Here is a 21664-nt window from a genome sequence, read left to right as displayed (position 1 = left end):
TCAGTTGGCGCCGGCCGGGGCCTCGTCGCCGGTGGCGGCGGGGCGGGCGGGCGTCTCGATGCGCAGGGCCTCGGCGTCCAGCGTGGCGCTGGCCACGTTGTCCTTCGTCGCGGCGGCCATGTTCACGGCGCGGTCGCGGCCTTCGGCGCCCATGCGGCGCCCCTCCTCGATCGACTCGGCCACGGTGCGCGTGAAGAGCAGGATCGAGCGGATGGCGTCGTCGTTGCCCGGGATCGGGTAGCGCACGAGCGTGGGGTCGCAATTCGTATCGACGATGCCGATGACCGGGATGCCCAGCTTGTTGGCTTCGCGCACGGCGGTCTCTTCCTCGGCCGTGTCGACCACGAAGACGGCGTCCGGCAGCTTCTTCATCTTGCGGATGCCGCCGAGGTTCGTGTTCAGCTTCTCGTACTGGCGGCTGAACTCGAGCTGTTCCTTCTTCGAGAAGTTCTCCATGCGGCCGTCGCGCATCATGGCCTCGATCTCCTCGAGCTTCTGCACGCTCTTGTAGATCGTCTGCCAGTTGGTCAGCATGCCGCCGAGCCAGCGCTCGGTCACGTAGGGCATGTCCACGCGGTCGGCCATATCCTTGATGGCGATCTTCGCCTGCTTCTTGGTACCGACGAACAGGACGGTGCCGCCCTTGGCGCCCACCGTGTGCAGGAAGTCGCGGGCCTGGTTCAGGGCGCGCAGCGTGCGCTGCAGGTCGATGATGTAGATGCCGCCCCGCGCGATGAAAATGTAGGGCTTCATCTTGGGGTTCCACTTGCGGGTCTGGTGCCCGAAATGGACGCCCGCCTCGAGCAGGTCCCTCAGTCCGACGTTAGCCATGATCGCCTCCCGGCAGGTCAGGTTGTTCCTCCCCGGCTTTCACCGGAACGGGGCAAGCACCGCGGGACATGTCCCGTGATGCCACCGGCCCCGTTCCTCCGGCCGGGTGTGTGATGCGATCCGGCGGTCCGCGCGAGGCGGCCGCCGGATCGTTGGTTCCAGCGCAGGATCGCGGTCTGATCCCGAAGGATCAGGGACCAGACGGCCGCGACTAGCGCTTGGAGAACTGGAAGCGCTTGCGGGCGCCCGGCTGGCCGTACTTCTTGCGCTCGACCATGCGGGAGTCGCGGGTCAGGTAGCCACCGCGGCGCATCGGCGAACGGTAGTCTTCGTTGGCCACGACCAGCGCGCGGGCCAGGCCGTGGCGCAGTGCGCCGGCCTGACCGCTGATGCCGCCGCCCTTGACGGTGCACCAGACGTCGAAGTCGCCCTGCAGGCCGAGCGTCACCAGCGGGCGCAGCGCCTGCTCGCGGACGGCCTCACCGAAGTACTCTTCCACGGCGCGGTCGTTGACCCGCACCTTGCCGGTGCCCTGCGTCAGCCACACCCGGGCCACGGCGGTCTTGCGGCGGCCTGTGGCGTAATACCGTTCTTCCAACTCGCGCTCCTTGGTCGTGTCGTTGCGGCCGGTCCAGCCGTCCGCGGTTGCCTGCGTTCGAACCCGGTTCATCCCCAGCCCGCGTGAGCGGGAACTAGAGCGTAATCGACTTCGGCTGCTGCGCCGTGTGCGGATGCGTCGCGTCCGCGTACACGCGCAGGTTCGTCAGCTGCGCCCGGCCCAGCTTGGTCTTGGGCAGCATGCCCTTGACGGCGCGCATGATGACTTCTTCCGGACGGCCGGCAGCCACCAGCTTGCTGACCGGCGTGAAACGCTGGCCGCTGGGATACCCCGTGTGGTGGATGTAGATCTTCTTGTCCGCCTTGAGCCCGGTCAACTTGACCTGGGCGGCGTTCAGGACGATCACGTTGTCCCCCATGTCCAGATTGGGAGTGAACGTGGGCTTGTGCTTGCCGCGCAGGAAGGTCGCGACCTGGGTCGCCAGGCGGCCCAGGGGGATATCCTTGGCGTCGACCACGAGCCAGTCCTTGGCGATCTCGCCCGCTTTCATGCTGTACGTACTCACGAGGCTTCTCCTCAACTTGTCCGGAATGGTGCGCGCAGGGGTCCCGTACCGGGATACACCCGCCGCGCACGCGTCGACGCCTTCGCGTCACCCATGACAGTGAACCGCGTAAACTGTTGCCATGCAAGCAGAAAGGTGTATGGCCGATGCGCGCCGGAGCACCCTCTGGACCGAAAACAACAGGTAAATCCGGTCGCTGCAGGCCCGCTAACTTAGCATTCGGCATAGGGTCTGTCAAGACGGAGGGTCGGTGCCCTCACCTCGGCCCGAACACGGCCAGGCTCTGCTCGAAGGGTGGCCGCAGGATGCCGTGCTCGGTGATGAAGGCCGTCACCAGTGCGGCCGGCGTGACATCGAAGGCCGGGTTCCAGGCCCCGACCCCGTCCGGGGCCGTGCGCAGCCCGCCGAAGGCCAGGACCTCGGCGGCGGACCGCTGCTCGATGACGATGCCGCTGCCGTCGGGCATGGCCGGGTCGAAGGTCGAGCCCGGGGCCGCCACGTAGAACGGGACGTCGTGGCGGTCGGCCAGGACGGCCAGCGGGTAGGTGCCGATCTTGTTCGCGGTGTCGCCGTTGGCGGCGATGCGGTCGGCGCCGGTGATGACGGCGTCGATCCCGCCGCGGCGGAGCAGCGACCCGGCCGCGCCCTCGCAGAGGACCGTGACCTCGAAACCCTGGTCGGCCAGCTCCCAGGCCGTCAGGCGCGCGCCCTGCAACAGAGGGCGCGTCTCGTCCGCGAACACGCGCACCACCTTGCCGGCCTCGCGTGCCGCGTAGATGACGCCGAGCGCCGTGCCGTAGCCCCCGGTCGCCAGGCCGCCGGCATTGCAATGCGTGAGCACCGTGGCGCAGTCGGGCAGCAGGGCGGCCCCGGCCTGTCCCAGACGGCGGCACATCGCGATATCCTCTTCATGCACGCGGCGGGCCTCGGCGAGCAATCCTTCGGCAACCGCCCGCGGCCCGCCCGCGGCCAGGTGCCCGGCGCAGGCGGCCAGGCGGTCCAGAGCCCAGAACAGGTTGACCGCCGTCGGCCTCGTGGCGGCCAGGTGCCGCCGTGCCTGCTCCACCGCCGCGAGCGTCCCGGCGGCATCCAGTCCGTCACGGACCGCCTGCCGGGCGGCCAGGGCCAGCCCGTAGGCCGCGGCGACGCCGATGGCCGGCGCCCCGCGCACCGCCAGTCGCGAGATGGCCTCGCCCAGTTCGGGAACCGTGGCGCAGGTCAGGAACACGGTCTGCCCGGGCAGGAGCGTCTGGTCGAGTACGACAACACGGTCGTCCTGCCACTGCACGACCGGGAAGGGGAACGGCAACGAGGTCATGATGCCCTTTCAGCCGGATCGAGCGGCGCGCAGCCGAGCGCCTGCGCAAGCAGGAGCCCGAGCCGGGCCAGCGGCAATCCCATCACGTTGAAGTAACAGCCCTCGACCCGCCGCACCATCATCGCGCCGTAACCCTGGATGCCGTAGGCCCCGGCCTTGTCCATGGGTTCGCCCGTGGCGATGTAGCGCTCGATGGCCGCCGCGGTCAGCGGCAGGAACTCGACTTCGGTCGACTCGGCCGCGCCCAGGTCGATCTCCATCGCACCCGGGGCGGCTCCCATGGTCCGCAGGGCGATCGCGGTGATGACGGTGTGCCGCCGGCCCGACAGGCGGCCGAGCAGGCGCGCGGCGTCGGCCTGGTCGCGCGGCTTCTCGAGCACATCGCCGTCCACGACCACGATCGTGTCGGCGCCCAGGACCAGGCGACCCGGCAGGCGCGCGGCCACGTCGGCGGCCTTCACGCGCGCCAGCTCCTGCGCATAGGCGACCGGCGTGGCGCCGGCCGAGGCCAGGTGGGCCGCCATGCCGGCCTCGACCTCGCCCGGGCGCTCGACCACGAACGGCAGGCCGGCCAGCTGCAGCAGTTCGGCGCGACGCGGCGACTGCGAGGCCAGCACGAGCACCTGACCCGCGGGCCAGTCCACGAACGGCGTCACGCATGGCGTCACGAACGCTGGCCCGCTCACGCTTCGTCTCCTCCTGCCAGCTCCGATTCCGCTGCGCGGCCGGGGGCCTCGCGATCGATGACCACCGTCACCGGCCCCTCGTTGGCCAGTTCCAGGCGCATCATGGCGCCGAACTCGCCCTCGCTGACCTGCGGCCACTGCCGGCGCAGGAGCCCGCTGAAGCGCTCGTACATGGCCTCGGCCGCAGCCGGCGACGCCGAGCCGGTGAAGTTGGGCCGGTTGCCCTTGCGGCAATCGCCGTACAGCGTGAACTGGCTGACCAGCAGGATGGCGCCGCCGACGTCGCGCAGCGAGAGGTTCATCTTCCCCGCATCGTCCTCGAAAATGCGCAGCGACGGCAGCTTGCGCGCCATCCACTCCATCTCCAGGTCCGTATCGGTGGGCGCGAATGCCGCCAGCACGACCAGGCCGCGCTCGATGGCGCCGATCCCGCGGCCATCGACGGTGACGCGGGCAGGCCCGCTCCGCTGGATCACGCAGCGCATCGCGCCCCCTGCGGCTCAGGCATGGTGGCCCCCGCCGAGCTGATAGCGCTCGACACCCTGAACACCGGGCACCTTCAAAACGGACTTGAGGATCTTCTCGAGGTTGTTCAGGTTGCGCACCTCGATGACCAGCGTCACGCGCGCCAGGTCGTCCTCGGACGAGAACTCGCCGCTGGCGATGTTCGTGTTCGTCAGGCTCAGCGAATTGCTGATGTCCTTCAGCAGGTTGTTGCGGTCATTCGCGGTGATGATGAGCTTCACCATGAACGTCTGGTCGGGCGCGGTGTCCCAGACCACGTCGATGAGGCGATCGGGGCCCAGGTTGGGGTCGCCCAGGTTGCTGCAGCCCGCGCGATGCACGGAAACGCCGCGGCCACGGGTGATCACGCCGACGATGCCGTCGCCGGGAATGGGCTGGCAACAGCGCGCATAGCTGACCATCAGGTTGTCGACGCCGGCAACGCGCACGCCGGTGGTCGACCGGCGCCGCAGCGTGTCGACCAGGTCGCGACCCTTGTGCAGCACCTTCTCGGCCGCCGATTCCTGCCGCGGCGTCACGCGGGCCGAGACCTTGCCCGGGGTGACCTCGCCGTTGCCGACGGCGGCCAGCAGCTTGTCGAGCTCGCCGAAGCCCATCTGCTGCGCAACCTCGACCAGCTCATCGACCTTCAGGTTGACCTTCGCGCGGCGCAGTTCGCGTTCCATGATTTCGCGGCCCAGCCGCACGCTCTCGTCGAACTGCGAGGACTTCAGCCAGCGCCTGAGATGGTGCTTGGCGCGGCTGGTCTTCACCACTTCGAGCCAGCTGGCGCTCGGCGCCGGCGTCTTGCTCATCAGGATCTCGACCGTATCGCCGTTCTGCAGCTCGTGCCGCAACGTGACGATGCGCCCGTTCACCTTGGCGCCGATGCAACGGAAGCCCACCTCGGAGTGGATGCGGAAGGCGAAGTCGAGCGGGTTGGCGCCGCGCGGCAACTGGAAGACATCGCCGCCGGGGCTCAGCACGAAGACCTCGTCGCGGAAGAAGTCGACCTTCACGTTCTCCATGAACTCGCGGGGATCGTCGACGTCCTCCTCCCATTCCATCAGCTGGCGCAGCCACTTGACCATGTCGGCGAGGTCGGCCTTGATGCCGCCGCCCTCCTTGTAGCGCCAGTGCGCGGCGATGCCCAGCTCGCACCGCTCGTGCATCTCCTCGGTGCGGATCTGAACCTCGATGTACTTGCCGCCCGGCACACGCACCGTCGAATGGATGCTCTGGTAGCCGTTGGGCTTCGGCGTGGCGATGTAGTCCTTGATGCGGTCGGCCAGCGGCGGGTAGTTGCTGTGCAGGATGCCCAGCGCGTGATAGCAGTCCGCCTTCGTGCCGACGACGACGCGCAGCGCCAACAGGTCGAAGACCCGGTCCAGGCCGATGTCCTGCGCCTTCATCTTGCGGTAGATCGAGTAGAAATGCTTGGCGCGGCCGGAAATCTGGCATTCGATGCCGGCCTCGCCCAGCTGCGTGCGCAGCGGCTCGACGATCTTCTCGATCAGCCGCTCACGCTCGGCGCGCGTCTGGTGGATGCCGGCTTCGACCTCGAAGTAGCGCTCGGGCTGCAGGACCTTGAAGGCCAGGTCCTCGAGCTCCCACTTGATCTTGGCGATGCCGAAGCGGTTGGCGAGCGGCGCGTAGACATCCATCGTCTCCTGCGCGATGTCGATCTGGCGATCGGGCGGCAGGAACGAGATAGTCCGCATGTTGTGGAGTCGGTCGGCCAGCTTGATGAGCACCGTGCGCGGGTCCTGCGCGATGGCCAGCACGAGCTTGCGGTAGGTCTCGGCCTTGCGCGCGTCGGCACTCACGGCCCTGATGCCGCTCATCTTGGTGACGCCGTCGACCATGTGGGCGACGTCCTTGCCGAACCGCTGGCGGATGTCCTCGAGCTCGTAGTCGGTGTCCTCGACCACGTCGTGGACCATGGCCGCGATCAGCGTGTCCACGTCCAGTCGCAGGTCGGCCAGGATGCTCGCCACCGTCAGGGCGTGCACGAAATAGGGCTGGCCGCTGCGCCGGAGCTGGCCTTCATGGGCGGACATCGCGAAGCGGAACCCGAACCAGAGCTTGTCCTCGTCGGCCTGCGGGTTGTAGACGCGCACCCGCGCCCACAGGTCCTCCATCATGGCCTGGAAATCGATGGCTTTCGGTTCCGAGGTGCTCATGACGCACCAGCCGGGCGGATGTCCACCAGCAACTGCTGCACCGGGTCGTAGGCGCCGCCGCGCGGGCGGAACGTGCTGCGCGTGAGCTGGAACAGGATGTCCCAGTCGCGCTCCTGCCAGGGAATGCCGGCCACGCCCCCGTTGTTGCCGCCGCCGGGAATCGGACCGTCGTCGCGCCGGCGCCAGGCCTCGCCGCAGCCGAAGGCCAGGAACTCGCGCCCCAGCGCCGGTTCGCCGTTGCCGTTCGCGTGCGCCGGGCCGCGGAAGCGGAACCTGAGATGCAGGCCTCCGCTGAGGGTTGTCGGCGGCGCGTGCAGCCGCAGCCCGCGGCTGCGGAAGACCGGCTTGCGGTTGCCGGAGCCGAACGGTTCCAGATTCTCCAGGTCCTGCACCAGCGCGGCGACATCGCGCATGCTCATCTGCGCCAGGTCCAGGTCGAGGTCGTAGGACTCGGGCACCGGCCCGGACTGCGGTTCCTCGCGCAGCGCCGCCAGGAACGCCTCGCGGAAGGCGTCGACGTCGCGCGCACGCAGCGTCATCCCGGCCGCCTGCGCATGGCCGCCGTGGCGCACCAGCAGGTGCGCGCAACGATCGAGGACCACCTTCACGTCGATATCGGGCACGCTGCGCGCCGAGCCGCGCGCCTCGTCGCCCTCGATCGAGATCAGCACCACCGGCAACTGGTACTGCTCGACGAGCCGCGCCGCGCCGATCCCGATGATCCCCTTGTGCCATTCCGACGAGGCCAGCACCAGCCCCGGGTCGCCGCGCAGCACGAACGGCAGCGCGGCCGCGATGGCTTCATCCTTCAGGCGCGCGTCCTGTTCCTTGCGGCGGCTGTTGGTGCGATCCGCTTCCTCGGCCAGCGTGCGCGCCACGTTCGGGTCGCGCGTCAACAGGAGTTCGAGCGCCGACATCACGCGCCCGATGCGACCGCAGGCGTTGATGCGCGGCGCCAGCTGGTAGGCGAAGTCGCCCGTGGTCACCGGGAACCCGCGGTCGAGCCCGGCCACCGAAAGCAGGGCAGCCAGGCCGGGGCGGATCGAGGTGCGGTCGTTGAAGCGTTCCAGGCCCTTCTTGACGAGGATGCGGTTCTCGCCCACGAGCGCCATCTGGTCGGCGACCAGGCCCATCGCCACCAGGTCGAGCACCGAGGTCAGGAACTCGTCGGGCAGGCTGGCCGGATCCGCCTGGCGCAGCGCCTGGGCCAGCTTGAAGGCCACGGCGACACCGCACAGGTCCGGATTCGGATAGGCGGCGCCATCGCGGCGCGGGTTGACCAGCGCCGTGGCGCGCGGCCTCTCTTCGAAGATGTGGTGGTCCAGCACGATGACATCGAGCCCGAGGTCGCGGGCCAGCCCGATCTCGGCCAGGGCGGCCGAGCCCGTGTCGACGGTGACCAGCAGCGTGACGCCGCGGTCGGCCCATTCACGCACCATGCGGCCGGCTACGCCGTACCCGTCGGTGGCGCGGTCGGGGATGAAGGCGGGCTCGCAACGCATTTGGGAGCCGTCGACCGTCAGCGCGCAGAACGTCTCGTAGAGCAGGGCGCTGCCGGTGATGCCGTCGACATCGAAGTCGCCGTGCACGGCCACGCGTTCGCCGTCGCGGGCGGCCTGGCGCACGCGCTCGACGGCGTGGTCCATCTCGGCCAGTTCGAACGGATCATGCAACTGGTCGAGCGACGGGTAGAAGAACCCCTCGAGGGCATGCGTACCGGTCACCCCACGAGCGGCCAGCACGCGCAGCAGGCAATCGGAAACCGGAACATCCAGGGGAACCTTGCGGCGCATGGCTGCGAGAACCGTCTCGTCGACGGGCACACCACGACGCCACGGCCGGCCGGTGAACATGCCGACCGGCTGGTCCGGATCCTGGGATTCGTTCCGTGGGTGACCCACGCCTGCTCGCTTCCTGCCCGGCCGCCTGGCGGCAGCCGACCCTGGCCCGTTTGCAGACGGGACCGTTGCGTTCAGACGTGAGAAGCCGGTCGTAAGCCGAGTTCTGTTGCCGCGCGTCCCTTGCGGGACCCGCGACGGCAGTCATGTATCTCGGACCGCCGTTGCCGACGGTCTCCAGCGACCTACCCGGGAGTGCTAACGAGACGGGCCGTCTCATCCTCCCCTATTTGGTCTTGCTCCGGGTGGGGTTTGCCCTGCCACTTCCGTCACCGGAAGCGCGGTGAGCTCTTACCTCGCCGTTTCACCCTTACCAGCACTTGCGCACTGGCGGTTTATTTTCTGTGGCACTTTCCGTGGGATCACTCCCCCTGGCCGTTAACCAGCACCCTGCCCTGCGGAGCTCGGACTTTCCTCGGACCTCCCGTATCACAGGATTCGGGAGGTACGCGACTACCTCCCCGGCTTCTCACGCTGTCAAGGATAACGCGCCAAAGCGGAGTTGTCACCGGGGTTTTCGGCGGTGGTCCGGATGCGGCGCTACCGGGCGGAGCAGCGCTCAGGCCGGTTCATCGAGCGCCTGGTTGGCCAGGGCGTCGGCGTGGGCGTTCTGCTCGCGGCGCAGGTGCGTGACCTCGAACTCCGCCAGGCCACGGGTGATGAAGACGACCTGCTGGTAGAGCGGGCGCAATTCCGGGCTCTTGACCCGGTACACCCCCAGCAGCTGCCGGGCGATCAGCTCACTGTCCATCTTCAGGTGCACCCGCTTGATGCCCCATTTCTGGCAGAATTCGAGCGCTGTGACCACAGCCCGGTATTCGGCCACATTGTTGGTGGCCCTTCCGATGGCCTCACGGTGCTGGGCCAGCGCCTCGCCGTCCTTCCGACGGAACACGATGCCGATCGCAGCCGGCCCGGGGTTCCCGCGGCTGGCGCCGTCAGTGAAGATCTCGAGCACCGGGCGGCCCCGCGTGGGCAGGGGGACTGCGGCTGAGGGTCAGCGCCGCCGGAAGGGGGGGCCAGCCGGCTCCCTCGTGTCCGGCAGGGGACACGGGCGTTTCATCGACCGCGTCGAAGGGCTCCGGTGCGGACGCCTGCAGGCGGTCGTTCAAGGCCGGCCCTTCGGCCGCGAACTCTTCCGGTTCGTGCTCGGCCTGCAGCTCGCGACGCCAGATCGCCAGGCGACGGCGCAGCTCGCGCACCGACAGGCCGCACTCGCGGGCCAGGGTACGCAGGTCACCGCTGCGCTCGAGGGCGCGCAACAGGTCGGTCAGGGTCTGCGGGTCGTTACCGCTCATCACGAATCCCCCGTCAAACATCTAGATGACCGCGCGCCCGCAGCCCGGACACCGGACCAGGGAACGACGGCGTTCCACTTCGCCGACCAGCACCGCGGGAAGCTGCCCGAAACAACCGCCGCAGGCACCGGAACGCACCGGCGCCACCGACTGGTCTCCGCGCGCCTGCAGGCGCCGCAAGTGGCGCGCCAGGTCTTCCGGCAGCAACCCCAGCAACCGGACCATCTCCTGCTCGCCGGCGGCAAGCGCGGCCGCGCCGCGATCGGCGGCCTCGGCCAGGCCGGACAATTCGGTGCGCGAACGCGCGGACTGGCGTCCGGCATCGGAATCGGCCTCGTCGACGGCGGCCTCCGCAGCCTCCAGCGTCCCGAGCAGCCCCAGGGCCTCCGCCTCCAGCGACTGCTTTCGCCGCTCGAGCGTCTCCACTTCCAGGCGCACCGCCACAGCCTGCCGGGCGTCGGCCACCGCAGCCAGGCGCTCCTGTCGCGAGGCGATGCCCAGTTCGACCTCGCGCAGTTCGCGATCCAGGCGCCGCAGGACGGCGTTCGCCTCATCGACCGCGTGCCGCGCCGCATCGGCATCGGCAGCCAGTTCACGGCCCAGCGCCCCGAGATGGTCGTCGCGGCGCGTGTGCCTGGCGCGGGCATCGCGCGCCGCGGCCAGCCGCTCTTCCAGCGCCAGCACTTCCGCCAGGATCGCGTAGACGACCTTAAGGTCCATGGCTTCCCCCCGGTCGCGCTGCCCGCAGTCCGTCCATCGCACGCAACCCGCGGCACCCATCATACAACGGGAATCGCGCGTCGCCGGATTCAAAACCGGATGGCCAAAAAAAACAGGTGCCGCAGCACCTGGTTCGCCTGTTCGCGATGTTCCTGCCAGAGTGCGACTTACGGATGGTGGGCGATACAGGACTTGAACCTGTGACCTCTCGCGTGTGAGGCGAGCGCTCTAGCCAGCTGAGCTAATCGCCCATCCGTAATCGCAAATTGTACCCATTCGAACCGTCTGCCAATTCGAACCGGTCGCCGCCGCGGCGCGACCCGGTCCGGGCCCGCGCGGCAGGCGTCACCGCCTCGCGTTGGAGACTGGTGGGCCTACCTGGAGTCGAACCAGGGACCGGCCGGTTATGAGCCGGCTGCTCTAACCAGTTGAGCTATAGGCCCAGCACCGGGACGCGGAAGATAGGCGATCACCCCGTGACGGTCAACCCGAATTCGGGCCCACCCGCCGGGTGCGCTCAGACCATCTCGCCGTAGCCCTTGAGCTTGCGGGCGCGGCTCGGGTGCCTCAGCTTGCGCAGCGCCTTCGCCTCGATCTGCCGCACGCGCTCGCGGGTCACCTTGAAGATGGTGCCCACTTCCTCCAGCGTGCGCGGCGTGCCGTCGCCGAGGCCGAACCGCAGGCGGATGACCTTCTCTTCGCGCCGCGTCAGCGTGCTCAGCACGCGCTGCAACTGGTCCTTGAGCATGCTCTGCGCGGCCTGGCGCGCCGGCGAGGGCGCGCTGTCGTCCTCGATGAAGTCGCTGAGGTTGCTGTCCTCGTCCTCGCCGATCGGGCGGTCGAGGCTCACGGGCTCGAGGCTCGCCTGCAGCACGCCCTGCACCTTCTCGATCGGCATCTCGAGGAAGGCCGCCACTTCCTCGGGCTTCGGGTCGCGCCCGAGTTCCTGCAGCAGCTGCCGGTTCGCGCGGTTGACCTTGTTGATCGCTTCGATCATGTGCACGGGCACGCGGATGGTGCGCGCCTGGTCGGCGATCGCGCGGGTGATCGCCTGCCGGATCCACCACGTGGCGTACGTCGAGAACTTGTAGCCCTTGCGGTAGTCGAACTTCTCCACGGCGCGCATCAGGCCGCTGTTGCCCTCCTGGATCAGGTCCAGGAATTCGAGCCCGCGGTTGGTGTAGCGCTTGGCGATGGAGATCACGAGCCGCACGTTGGCCTCGATCATTTCCTTCTGGGCCGCGTCGACCTGCTGCTTGCCGACCGAGATCTGCGTGCCGATGCGGTGCAGTTCCTCGGCGCTCAGGCCGATCTCGCGCTCGATGTCCTGGATCCGCTTGCGGTGCGCGCGCACGGTCTTGACGGCTTCCTGCAGGGTCTCCAGCGACTCGGGCGTCATTCCCGGCTTCTTGAGGGCAAGGGCCATGTCGGTGCTGTTGTAGCCGACGGCCTCCTCCACGCGCGTGATGCGGGCGTAGAGATCCTCGACCTTGCCGTGCACGAGCAACAGCTTCTGCGCCAGCTGTTCGACCTGCGAAGGCGCGAGCTGCAACGCCAGGAACGACTCGACGATCTTCTTCTCGCGGGCCTGCACCATGCGCAGCAGCGTCGCGGCGCGCGGGCCGTCGGTGACGCCTTCCATCTCGGTGCGCGCCTCGGCCAGTTCCTTCTGCAGCTTCTCGATGGCGTCGATCGACTTGAGGAGGCGCTTGCCTTCCTTCTCGGCCGAGAGGTGCACGTTCCAGGTGCTCGTATCCTGCTGCACGACCTCGTCGACATGCACCGACTGGGCCAGCAGCTGGTTGGCCGTCTGGCGCAGCTCGCGCAGCGAATGGCGGCTGCGCAGTGTCGCCTCGATGATCGCCAGGCGCCCGTCCTCCATGCGACGGGCCAGGTTCACCTCGCCCTGGCGCGTGAGCAGGGGCACGCGCCCCATCTCGCGCAGGTACATGCGCACCGGGTCGTCATACTTGACGTTGGTGCGGCTGACCTTGCGGGCGGCAGCGACCTTCTTCTGTTCCTTCTTCTTGCGACGGGAGAGTTTGGCGTGCGCGTCCTCGTCGGAATCGAAATACTCGATCTGGAGTTCGCCGAGCTTCTCGTAGATGCGCTCGAGCTCCTCGACCGAGAAATCGTTCCCCAGGAGGTTGTTGATGTCATCGAGCAGGATGTAGCCGCCCTTGGCGGTGGCTTCCCGGCGGATGGTCTCGATGATGGCTTCGAAGCGTTTGCTATCCATGCGCCGGTCCTGCTCCCGTGTCCGTGGTGACCGGATCATTGCCCGGAGGCGCGGGCGTCCCGCCCGAGCCGTACCAGACAGTCTGTGACCACCCTGACATGATCGGTGTGGGCGGGGATGTCGTCGCGGTCGAGCAGGCGACTCACATAGCCGCGATAACCCGCATCCCCCACGCCGTTCCAGCGCGACAACACCCACTCCCGGACGTCCGCCGTCGAGGCCGGACCCAGAGACCAGGCACGAAACTCCGCGGCCAGGGTGGCGGCCGCCGGTTCGAGCCCGGGCAGATCTCCCGCGGAAGCCACTTCGCGGGCCGCCGCTCCTGATTCGTCACGCAGCGCATGCGCCAGCATATCGGCCGCGATGCGCTCCACCTGCACCGGCACCATCGAGCGCCTGACGCGCGGGCCGCGTGCGCGCGCCGGCCGGTCGATGCCGGACGCGTCGACGCCGGACGCTTCGCCGCCGTCGCCACTGCCGGTCGCCGTCGCCGCATCGACCGTCGATGCCGGGGCGGTCGCGCCGCCGCTACGGTACTTGCCGTCGCGCTGGCCGCTGTCTCCCGGCCCGGGCGCGGGCAGCGAGTTCCGCAGCACGTCGCGCTCGAGGCCGACACGTCGGCCGCTTCCTGCAGCACGTATTCGCGCCGCAGCGGATCCTCGATCCCGGCCACCGTCGCCAGGATCTGCCGGACAGCGCGCTCGCTCAACGTCCGGTCGCCACCGCGTGCATCGGCCAACCGTTTCAGGAACGGCACATAGCCGATGGCATCCTTCAGCGCCTGCTCGATGGGCGCCGCGCCGCCGGCAATGGCAAGGTCGGCCGGATCCTTGCCCGCCGGCAACCGCACGATGCGGGGTTCAAGGCCGCACCGCAACGCGATGTCTGCCGAACGCACCGCCGCCTTCAGGCCGGCCTTGTCGCCGTCGAACATCAGGATCACATCGCGCGCCCCGCGCCGCAGCAGTTTCGCCTGCTCGGGCGTGAACGCCGTACCGCAGGTGGCCACCACGTTCGTGAACCCCGCCTGTGCCAATGCCAACAGGTCAAGATACCCCTCGACGAGCACCGCGCATTTCTGCCTGGCGATGGCCATGCGCGACGCTTCGAATCCGTAAAGGAGCTTTCCCTTGTTGAAGTAGGCGCTGTCGGAGGAGTTCAGGTATTTCGGTTCACCCTGGTCGATGATCCGACCGCCGAAACCGGCGACCTGGCGCGAAATGATCTTGACAGGAAAGATAATGCGGTTGCGGAAATAGGCAAACGGCTCGCCGCCGCGGTCGCTGGGACGCAGAAGATCGGCCCGCAGGGCCAGTTCCCGGTCCACTCCACCCTTGCACTGAGCGCGCTGGACAGGTCGATGTCGAGCGGCCGCGCGAGGATCTCCACCGCCTCGGGGAACGTGACGCCCTCGACTTCCATCAGGAACGAGATGACGTCGCCGCCGGTGCCGCAGCCGAAGCAGTGCCAGCGCGCGCGCGCCGGCGTGACGATGAAGCTGGGGGTCTTTTCCTTGTGGAACGGGCAGAGGCCCTTGTAGACGGCGCCGGCCGGCTTGAGCTGGACATGCTGCCGCACGATCTCGACGATGTCGGTCTCGTCCTTGACCCGGGCGATGATGTCCGCAGAGAGGACCGCTGCCATGTGCGCCTGCCCAGGCCTTCCGTTGCCGTTACCCTCGGGCGAAGTCGACGGTAACAGATCAGGATATCGCAATTGCCCGGCGGATGCAACCTGAAGGTGGCCCCACGCTTCGGGGCCCGGCGGGCCGGATTCAGGCCAGGCGGACCACGGTGGCGCCGCCGGCCTCGTCCTCGCGGAAAGAGGCGACGCGCCGGTCGGCGCGCAGGCGGGCGTGCAGGTACTCGCGCAGGCGGCCCGTCCCCTTGCCGTGGATGACCTCGAGGGCATTCAGGCCGGCGGGAATCGCGCGATCGATGAGCTGGTCCAGCCGCTGCCAGCCCTCCTCGCCCGTGGTACCGCGCAGGTCGAGGCTGGGCTCGGCGGACGGGGCCTCGCCCTGCCATCCCCAGCTGCCGGCAGTCACGGGGGTCGTATCGGGACGGGTCGGCGCAGGCGCGGGCGGGGCGCCGTCCTGGTCGTCCAGCGGCCGCACGGCGTCCGGGCCCAACGTGAGCCGCAGTCCCTCGGCCTCGGCCACCAGCCGCCCGCCGCGCACCTCGACGATGCGCCCGACCAGGTTCAGGTGCGGAATGCGCACACGCTGGCCAAGCTCCGGCGCGAACGGCTTGTCGCCGGCCACGGCAGCCGGTTCGTCGCTGACCGCGCGCTCGAACTCGGCCAGCCGGTCGCGGGCCCGGCGCACGGCCGGCGCCGCACCCTGCTCGGAGCGGATCTCGCGCACCGCGTTCTCGATCGCCCGGCGGCCTTCACGCACCGCCTTCTCGCCTTCGCGACGCGCCTCCGCCAGGAGCTGCTTCTTCTGCTTCTCCAGCTCGGCCAGGCGAACAGCCAGTTCGCGTTCGCGGCCCTCGGCGCGGTCGGCGGCCTCGCGCGCCTGCTCGCCCGCGGTCTTCAGTTCGCGGGCGCGGCGGTCAAGGTCGATGAGCAGCTGCTCCACCTGCACACGCTCATGGCCCTGCACGCGAACGCGCCCGCTCGATCAGGTCGGCGGGCAGGCCCATGCGGCGCGCGATGTCGAACGCGTGGCTCGTGCCGGGATCCCCCACGCGGAACGTGTAGAGCGGGGCCAGGTCGCGCTCGTCGAAGTCCATCGCCGCATTCTGCATCTGCGGGTGATCGTGAACCGCGGCCTTCAGCAGCCCGAAGTGCGTCGAGGCCAGGACCAGCGCACCCTGCGCGGCCAGCTGTTCCAGCGCGGCGAAGGCCAGCGCGGTGCCCTCCTGCGGGTCGGTGCCGCTGCCGATCTCGTCCGAGAGCACGAGCGTCCCGGGCGCGGCGGCAGCCAGGAACTCGCCCAGGTGCCGCATGTGGGCCGAGAAGGAGCTGAGTGACTCCGCGATCGACTGGTCGTCGCCAAGGTCTACCAGCAGCCGCGAAACCAGGGGCAGCACCGTGTCCTCGCGGGCCGGCACGTCCCAGCCGCACTGCGCCAGCAGGCACAGTACGCCGACGGTCTTCAGCGCGACCGACTTGCCGCCGGCATTGGGGCCGCTGATCACCAGCACGCGGCAGCCGTCGGGAATCTCCAGGTCGAGCGGCACCACGAGCGGGCGCCCGGTCACCAGGTCGCCGTCGCCGAGCGCAGCCATGAGCAGCGGATGGCGCCCCCCGTCGATGCGCGCACTGCCGGCTTCATCGAGCCGCACGCGCCGGCCGCGGACGGCCCGGCTCCAGAGCAGTCCCGCGCGCACCTCGTCGACCAGCAGCATCAGTGACGCCGCATCGCGCAGCGCCGGCGCCGCCAGTTCCACGGCGCGGTTCAGCTCGAACAGGATGCGGGCCTCCTCGGCCGCGATCTCCAGCCGGAGCGAGGTCAACTCGTTGGCCATGCGCACGACGCCGGCCGGCTCGACGAAGAGGGTGGCCCCGGTCTGCGAGCGGTCATGCACGATGCCGTCGATGCGGCGGCTGTCGCCCGAGCGCAGTGGCAGGTAGAAGCGATCTCCGCGCAACGTCACTTCGTCGGCGGTGGTCCACCCGGCGCTGCGCGCCCGCATCATGGCCTCGTTGACCTCACTGCGCACGGTCCGCTCCTGCGCCGCGGCCTGCCGCCGCAACGGGCCCAGGCGCGGGCTGGCCTCGTCGCGCAGGCGCCCGTCCGGCTCCAGCGCGCGCAGCAGCGCGCCGCGCAATCCATCCAGGGGCGAGGTGGCCAACGCCGCCTCGCCCCAGCGCGGGCACGTCGATCGGCGGTCCAGCAGGTGGTCACGAAGGGAATCGAGGTCGCCGGCCAGCGCGGCCACATGCACGAGGTCGGTGCCTTCCAGGCGCACCGGCGGCGGCTGGTCGATCAGCGCCAGCAGGGTCGAGGGGTCGTTCAGCGGCGGCCAGACGTTGCTTTCGCCGTCGGGTCGCAGTTCGTCGGCCAGTTCGTGCCAGGGGACGAGCAGGTCGGGATCGGCCAGCGGACGGCGCGCACGCACGGCGGCGGCGGCCAGGGGACTCTGGCAGCGGCCGGCGATCTGGCCCACGAGCCGGTCCCATTCGAGCAGGGCCAGCGCACGCGGCGAGGCGACCGGCGCGGCTGCCGCCGCAGCGGCAGCCAGACGCTCGAGCAGCGGGATCATGACCCTTCGTGGCGGGCGGCCGCTTCCTTGACCCTGGTCTTGCCGGCGGCAGCCGCCTCGGCGGCGCGGGTCGTGAACTTCTCCCAGGCAGCCTCCACGCGGCCTCCGGAGAGCTTGCGCGCCTGCAGGTACATATTCGGTGCGGCGTAGAAAATGGTGCGCCCGGCGAAGGAGCGGTCGCAGTCCGCCTGCACCGCCGAGCCGCCGCGCACCTGGCTGGCAGCCACCAGCAGTACGCTGGCGACCAGCAGGCCGAAGCACAGCCCGAGCAGGGCCCCGCCCAGGCGGTCGACCCAGACCAGGACCGTCAGGTGCAGCAGCTTCGCGATGAGCGAAGCCAGCAGGCGGCTGAGGATGAGACCGAGGATGAACAGCACGGCCCAGGTGATCAGCAGCGCGGGGCCCGTGCCGGCGCCCGTGCGGTCGCTGACCCACGGTTGCACGGCGCCGGCGAATCGCGCCGTCAACAGCAGCGCCGCGATGGCGCCCGCCACTTCGAGCACGCGCTTGACCACGCCGTCGCGCCAGCCGAGGGCGCCGAACAGCACGATGACCGACAGTCCGAAGATGAGTGGGGCGTTCAAGGGCAGCTCACTTCCCGCCGGCGAGCAGGCGCTTGACCATCGCGCTGACGCGCGACCCGTCGGCCTTGCCGGCCACCAGCGGCACCGCCACCTTCATGACCTTGCCCATGTCGGCCGGCGCCTGCGCGCCGCTCTCGGCGATCGCCTGCCGCACCAGGGCCTCCAGTTCGGCATCGCCGATCTCCGCGGGCAGGAACTCGCCGACAACGGCGAGCTCGGCCTCGGCGGCGACCTTCAGGTCGTCGCGACCGGTGCCTTCGGTCGAAGCGATCGTGTCCTTCACCTTCTTGGCGTACGAGGCGAGGATCTTCTGCACGTCGGCATCGGCCAGTTCCTTGCGCGTGTCGATCTCGACCTGCTTGATGGCCGCCTGCATCTGGCGCAGAATACCGAGGCGGTCCTTGTCCTTCGCTTTCATCGCGGCGATAACGGCCGCCTGCACGCGGGCAGCCAGTTCACTCGTGGCCATGGGATTCCTTTCGGGAGATTGCCTGCTCGACGGCCATGAAAGACCGCGGCGGGGACGCTGTCAAGATCGCTGCGGACCGGCCCCCGCAGCCAGCGCCCGCAGCGCCGCCAGCCCGACAATGGCCGCGGTCTCGGTCCTCAGCGTGAACGGCCCCAGGTCGAGCGGCAGGGCGCCGGCGGCGGCCAGTCGCGCCGCTTCGTCGGGTGTCCAGCCGCCCTCCGGCCCGATGAACAGCGAGAGGCCCGCGCATTCGTGGACGACCGGCGCCGGGGCAGGCCGGCCCAGCAGCGCGCGCTCGTCGGGAGCGCCGCCCACGTGGATCGCGTCGCCGGCGCAGGCCGTGAGGGCGCCGGCGAGGTCGAGCGGCTCGGCCAGCTCCGGCAGCCGGCAGCGCCCACTCTGCTTGAGGGCCGCCCGCATGAGCGACTCCCAGCGCGCGCGCCGCCCGTCACCCGGTTCGATCACGCCGCGCGCGGTCACCAGCGGCAGCAGCCGATGCGCGCCCAGTTCGACCGCCTTCTCGACGACCAGTTCGAAGTGACGCCCCTTGACCACGGCACAGGCCAGGGTCAGGCGCGGGGCGGCATCCTCGCGCGGGTCTGTCGCCACGGTGAGGATCTCGTAGGATGGGTGCTTGCCGGCTCCGGCAGCGCGGGCCGTGTAGCGACGCCCGCACCCGTCGACCAGGCACCAGTCGCGATCGCCGGCGCCGCGCAGCACGCCCTGCAGGTGATGGCTCTCGTCGCGGTCGAGGGTGACCAGGTCGCCGGGCTGCGGCGGTGCGGCCGGATCGACGGCAAGGAAGAACTGGCGCACGGATGGACCTCCCGTCACGGCGCGCCCATGCGCGCCGGCTGCCTAGTCCGCGCCGTGCCGTCCCGGCGGCGGCACGCGCCGCGCCAGGTCCGCCTGCAGCGCCTCGAGCTTCTTGACGAGGTCCTTTTCCAGGTCACCCGGCGTCCACGCGATCACGCGCACGAGCTGGTCGCCGGTGCCCGGACGGTTGACATGCGGCATGCCCTTCTTGCGCATGCGGAAGATCTTGTGGCTCTGCGTGCCCGCCGGGATCTTGAGGGCCACCTTCCCGTCCAGCGTGGGCACCTCGATCTTCGTGCCGAGCATCAGGTCGACCGGCGAGATGGGCACATCGATGAGCAGGTCGTCGCCGTGCCTCTCGTAGAGGTCGCTCTCGCGGACATTGAAGACGACGCGCAGGTTGCCGGCGCCGCCGCCGTGGTCGCCGGCATCGCCCTTGCCCTGGGGTTCCATGTAGTTGCCGGAGCTGACGCCCGCCGGCACGTTGATCTCGAGCGACTCCTCGCCGCGCACCGTGCCCGTACCGCGGCACGAACGGCAGGGATCCTGCACGATCTGGCCGCGTCCCTGGCATTGCGGGCACAGTCCCTCGGTGACCATCTGGCCGAGCAGCGACTGCCGTACCTGGCGCACGCGGCCGTGGCCGTGGCACTGCGGGCAGGTGGCCGGCTTGCTGCCGGCATTGGCACCCGTGCCACCGCAGTCGCCGCACGGCACCTGCTGGCGTGACGTCACCGTCTTACGCACCCGCGCCGCCTCTTCGAGCGACACCGCCAACTCGAGCTGCAGGTTGCGACCCCGCCCCCGGCCGCCGCCGCTGCCGCCGAACATGTCGCCGAAGCCGCCGCCCCCGCCCATCCCGAAATTCCGCAGGAACGACTCGAGCGCGTCATTGAGGTCGACGTTGATGCCGCCCCCGCCGTAGCCACCGCCGAAACCGCCGCCTTCCGGGGCGTGTCCGTGGCGGTCGTACTGCGCGCGCTTCTCCGGATCCTTCAGGACCTCGTACGCCTCGGCCGCTTCGCGGAACTTCTCCGCGGCACCGGGGTCATCCGGATTCTTGTCCGGATGGTACTTGATGGCCTGCGCACGGTAGGCCTTCTTGATCTCGGTGGCGTCCGCGCCGCGGGCCACACCGAGCACCTCGTAGTAATCGCGCTTGCTGCCGCTCATGCCGTCCCTGTCGTTCCTGTCGTTCCTGTCGTTCCGGTCGTTCCTGACTCTTGCCTGCCGGCGCCCTTCAGGCGCAGATGATCACCCGGGCCGGCCGGAGCACCAGTTCGCCGAGGCGATAGCCCGCCTGGGCCACCTCGATGATCGTGCCGGGCTCGCCGCCTTCGCGCGGCAACTGGCCCACCGCCTCGTGCACCAGCGGGTCGAGGTGCAGCCCAAGCGCCTCGATCTGGGTGATGCCCTGGTCCTGCAGCACCGAACGGATCTTCTGGCGAATCAGCTCGATGCCCTCGCGGAACGGATCGGGCGCGCCAGTATCGGCGGCGCCGGCGCTCGATTGCAAGGCCCTTTCCAGGTTGTCGAGGACGTCGAGGAAGCCCCGCACCGCGTCCGCCTGCGCGAACCGCCGTGCGTCGGCAACCTCGCGTCGCGTGCGCTTGCGCAGGTTGTCCATCTCGGCCATGGCGCGCAGCCACTTGTCCTGCGCATCGTCGCGCTCGCGGCGCAGCGTGTCCTCCGGCGTCGGCTGGTCGGCGGCCGCGGGCTCGATCCCGTCGGCGCCATCCGGGCCCTGGGCGTCGAACCCGTCGTAGCGGTCCGTTCCGTCGGAGCCGTCGGCAGACGGTCCACCGGCGCCGGCTTCCTCCTGGCGTTCCGACTGCGGGCCTGAGTCGTCGTGTCGTCGCTTCGTCATCGTGACCTTTCCTGTCTCAGCCGTTCACGCGCGGCGGATCCTGTCCCTGCGCCGCGCCGGTTCTCAATGCAGTGGCGAGGCATCCGGCGCACCCAGTTCGCGCCGCAACGCGTCAAGGCCGTGCAACGCCCGCAGGTACGGCATGCGGCGCGGACCGAGGATCGCGATCATGCCCATCCGACCGTCCAGAGGGATACGGCGGGTCATCACCGTGAAACAACGTAGCGAATCGACCGGGTTCTCGCGCCCGATCCAGACGCCGAAGCCGTCGGCCGTGCGTTCGCCCAGTTGCTGCAGCGTCTCCCGCATCGTCGTCGACGATTCGAGGAACCGCAGCAGGGCGCGCAGCGGCGCCGGTTCCTGGAACTCGGGCGCGCCCACCACCGAGGCGACCCCGTCGAACTGGATCTCGCCGGCCTCGGTTCCGCGCAACAGTTCGCGGCCGGCGCGCGCCAGGCGCGCCGCACAGCGCGTGACGGGCGTGTCGACCAGGTCCACCGCGTCGGGCAGCCCGACCGTGGCCTCGCTCAAGGTGCGCCCGGCAACACGCCTCGACAGCGTCCGTCCGGCCGCCGCGATCACCTGCTCCGGCGGGTCGTCCGGCAACGTCACGACCGCTGGCGCACGGCGGCCCCGTCCAGCAGCACTACCATCAGCCACACGTCCACCGCCGCGCCGGGTAGCATTCCACGCGGCGTACCGTCGCCTCGGCCAGGGTGGGGCCGGCCACGATGTTGAGACTGTCGGTCAGGCGCCGCAATCAGGCCGGCTACAGAAGCTTCGTTGTCCTGGCTTCCGGCCGCGCGCCGTACGCCCTGCCGCACCTGCTCGCCCAGGCCCGCCGGCGCGTCATGGCGTCTGAGCGCCCACCCTCCCAGCAGGTGGTCGACGTAGACACGGTAACCGGCGTCGGTCG

The 21664-nt window shown here is 69.8% G+C and carries 21 protein-coding genes, 2 tRNA genes and 1 other RNA gene; all 24 read right to left on the bottom strand.

The window, feature by feature from the left end:
• The 24 genes from rpsB to IPG61_18180 all read right to left on the bottom strand — a co-directional run bounded on the left by rpsB (position 1) and on the right by IPG61_18180 (position 21360).
• The gene (rpsB, locus tag IPG61_18295) at positions 1-831 is read right to left on the bottom strand and encodes a 30S ribosomal protein S2 (protein MBK6735981.1); all 831 of its coding nucleotides are present in this window, start codon (positions 829-831) and stop codon (positions 1-3) included.
• Positions 832-1042: 211 nt separating this feature from the next.
• Complete coding sequence (rpsI, locus tag IPG61_18290; protein ID MBK6735980.1) at positions 1043-1501, bottom strand: 30S ribosomal protein S9; 459 nt, start codon at positions 1499-1501, stop codon at positions 1043-1045.
• A 22-nt stretch (positions 1502-1523) separates the two neighbouring features.
• The gene (rplM, locus tag IPG61_18285) at positions 1524-1955 is read right to left on the bottom strand and encodes a 50S ribosomal protein L13 (GenBank protein MBK6735979.1); all 432 of its coding nucleotides are present in this window, start codon (positions 1953-1955) and stop codon (positions 1524-1526) included.
• Between the two features lie 256 nt (positions 1956-2211).
• Complete coding sequence (mtnA, locus tag IPG61_18280; GenBank protein MBK6735978.1) at positions 2212-3273, bottom strand: S-methyl-5-thioribose-1-phosphate isomerase; 1062 nt, start codon at positions 3271-3273, stop codon at positions 2212-2214.
• Complete coding sequence (maf, locus tag IPG61_18275) at positions 3270-3896, bottom strand: septum formation protein Maf (protein ID MBK6735977.1); 627 nt, start codon at positions 3894-3896, stop codon at positions 3270-3272. Before maf ends, mtnA begins: the two co-directional genes overlap by 4 nt.
• Before the next feature lie 59 nt (positions 3897-3955).
• Positions 3956-4444 (bottom strand): D-tyrosyl-tRNA(Tyr) deacylase, encoded by a 489-nt coding sequence (locus tag IPG61_18270; GenBank protein MBK6735976.1) that lies wholly within the window; start codon positions 4442-4444, stop codon positions 3956-3958.
• 15 nt (positions 4445-4459) lie between these two features.
• Positions 4460-6646, bottom strand: a complete 2187-nt coding sequence (locus tag IPG61_18265; protein ID MBK6735975.1) for a bifunctional (p)ppGpp synthetase/guanosine-3',5'-bis(diphosphate) 3'-pyrophosphohydrolase — start codon at positions 6644-6646, stop codon at positions 4460-4462.
• Entirely contained in the window at positions 6643-8547 is a 1905-nt protein-coding gene (gene recJ, locus IPG61_18260) for a single-stranded-DNA-specific exonuclease RecJ (protein ID MBK6735974.1), read from the bottom strand. The genes IPG61_18265 and recJ overlap by 4 nt, the downstream gene beginning before the upstream one ends.
• 76 nt (positions 8548-8623) lie before the next feature.
• Positions 8624-9014: RNase P RNA component class A (gene rnpB, locus IPG61_18255), an RNA gene on the bottom strand.
• A gap of 89 nt (positions 9015-9103) precedes the next feature.
• Complete coding sequence (locus tag IPG61_18250) at positions 9104-9502, bottom strand: ribonuclease HI family protein (protein ID MBK6735973.1); 399 nt, start codon at positions 9500-9502, stop codon at positions 9104-9106.
• A complete protein-coding gene (locus tag IPG61_18245) occupies positions 9483-9842 on the bottom strand; it encodes a hypothetical protein (protein MBK6735972.1) in 360 nt (119 codons plus the stop codon). The genes IPG61_18250 and IPG61_18245 overlap by 20 nt, the downstream gene beginning before the upstream one ends.
• A 21-nt stretch (positions 9843-9863) precedes the next feature.
• The gene (locus tag IPG61_18240) at positions 9864-10562 is read right to left on the bottom strand and encodes a hypothetical protein (protein MBK6735971.1); all 699 of its coding nucleotides are present in this window, start codon (positions 10560-10562) and stop codon (positions 9864-9866) included.
• Between the two features lie 174 nt (positions 10563-10736).
• Positions 10737-10813, bottom strand: a tRNA-Val gene (locus IPG61_18235).
• Positions 10814-10928: 115 nt separating this feature from the next.
• A tRNA-Ile gene (locus IPG61_18230) sits at positions 10929-11005 on the bottom strand.
• A gap of 74 nt (positions 11006-11079) precedes the next feature.
• On the bottom strand, positions 11080-12801 hold the full coding sequence (gene rpoD / locus IPG61_18225) for an RNA polymerase sigma factor RpoD (protein MBK6735970.1): 1722 nt from the start codon (positions 12799-12801) through the stop codon (positions 11080-11082).
• A gap of 142 nt (positions 12802-12943) precedes the next feature.
• Entirely contained in the window at positions 12944-14128 is a 1185-nt protein-coding gene (locus IPG61_18220; protein ID MBK6735969.1) for a toprim domain-containing protein, read from the bottom strand.
• Positions 14129-14575: 447 nt separating this feature from the next.
• Positions 14576-15406: a Smr/MutS family protein gene (locus IPG61_18215; GenBank protein ID MBK6735968.1), complete on the bottom strand. Its 831-nt coding sequence runs from the start codon at positions 15404-15406 to the stop codon at positions 14576-14578.
• Positions 15393-17012 (bottom strand): hypothetical protein, encoded by a 1620-nt coding sequence (locus IPG61_18210; protein MBK6735967.1) that lies wholly within the window; start codon positions 17010-17012, stop codon positions 15393-15395. Before IPG61_18210 ends, IPG61_18215 begins: the two co-directional genes overlap by 14 nt.
• Positions 17009-17596, bottom strand: a complete 588-nt coding sequence (locus tag IPG61_18205; GenBank protein MBK6735966.1) for a CvpA family protein — start codon at positions 17594-17596, stop codon at positions 17009-17011. The genes IPG61_18210 and IPG61_18205 overlap by 4 nt, the downstream gene beginning before the upstream one ends.
• A 7-nt stretch (positions 17597-17603) precedes the next feature.
• Positions 17604-18065 (bottom strand): GatB/YqeY domain-containing protein, encoded by a 462-nt coding sequence (locus IPG61_18200; GenBank protein MBK6735965.1) that lies wholly within the window; start codon positions 18063-18065, stop codon positions 17604-17606.
• 60 nt (positions 18066-18125) lie between these two features.
• The gene (locus tag IPG61_18195) at positions 18126-18881 is read right to left on the bottom strand and encodes a 16S rRNA (uracil(1498)-N(3))-methyltransferase (GenBank protein MBK6735964.1); all 756 of its coding nucleotides are present in this window, start codon (positions 18879-18881) and stop codon (positions 18126-18128) included.
• Between the two features lie 42 nt (positions 18882-18923).
• Positions 18924-20054 carry a molecular chaperone DnaJ gene (gene dnaJ, locus IPG61_18190; GenBank protein MBK6735963.1) on the bottom strand — a complete coding sequence of 377 codons (1131 nt, stop codon included), beginning with the start codon at positions 20052-20054 and terminating at the stop codon, positions 18924-18926.
• Between the two features lie 67 nt (positions 20055-20121).
• Positions 20122-20748: a nucleotide exchange factor GrpE gene (locus IPG61_18185; GenBank protein ID MBK6735962.1), complete on the bottom strand. Its 627-nt coding sequence runs from the start codon at positions 20746-20748 to the stop codon at positions 20122-20124.
• Positions 20749-20811: 63 nt separating this feature from the next.
• A complete protein-coding gene (locus IPG61_18180) occupies positions 20812-21360 on the bottom strand; it encodes a hypothetical protein (protein ID MBK6735961.1) in 549 nt (182 codons plus the stop codon).
• Between the last annotated feature and the right edge of the window lie 304 nt (positions 21361-21664).

The sequence above is a fragment of the bacterium genome (assembly GCA_016703265.1).
Classification (GTDB): Bacteria; Krumholzibacteriota; Krumholzibacteriia; order LZORAL124-64-63; family LZORAL124-64-63; genus CAINDZ01.
Note: the sequence above shows the minus strand (reverse complement) of the source record. Positions and strands in the feature narration are given on the sequence as shown.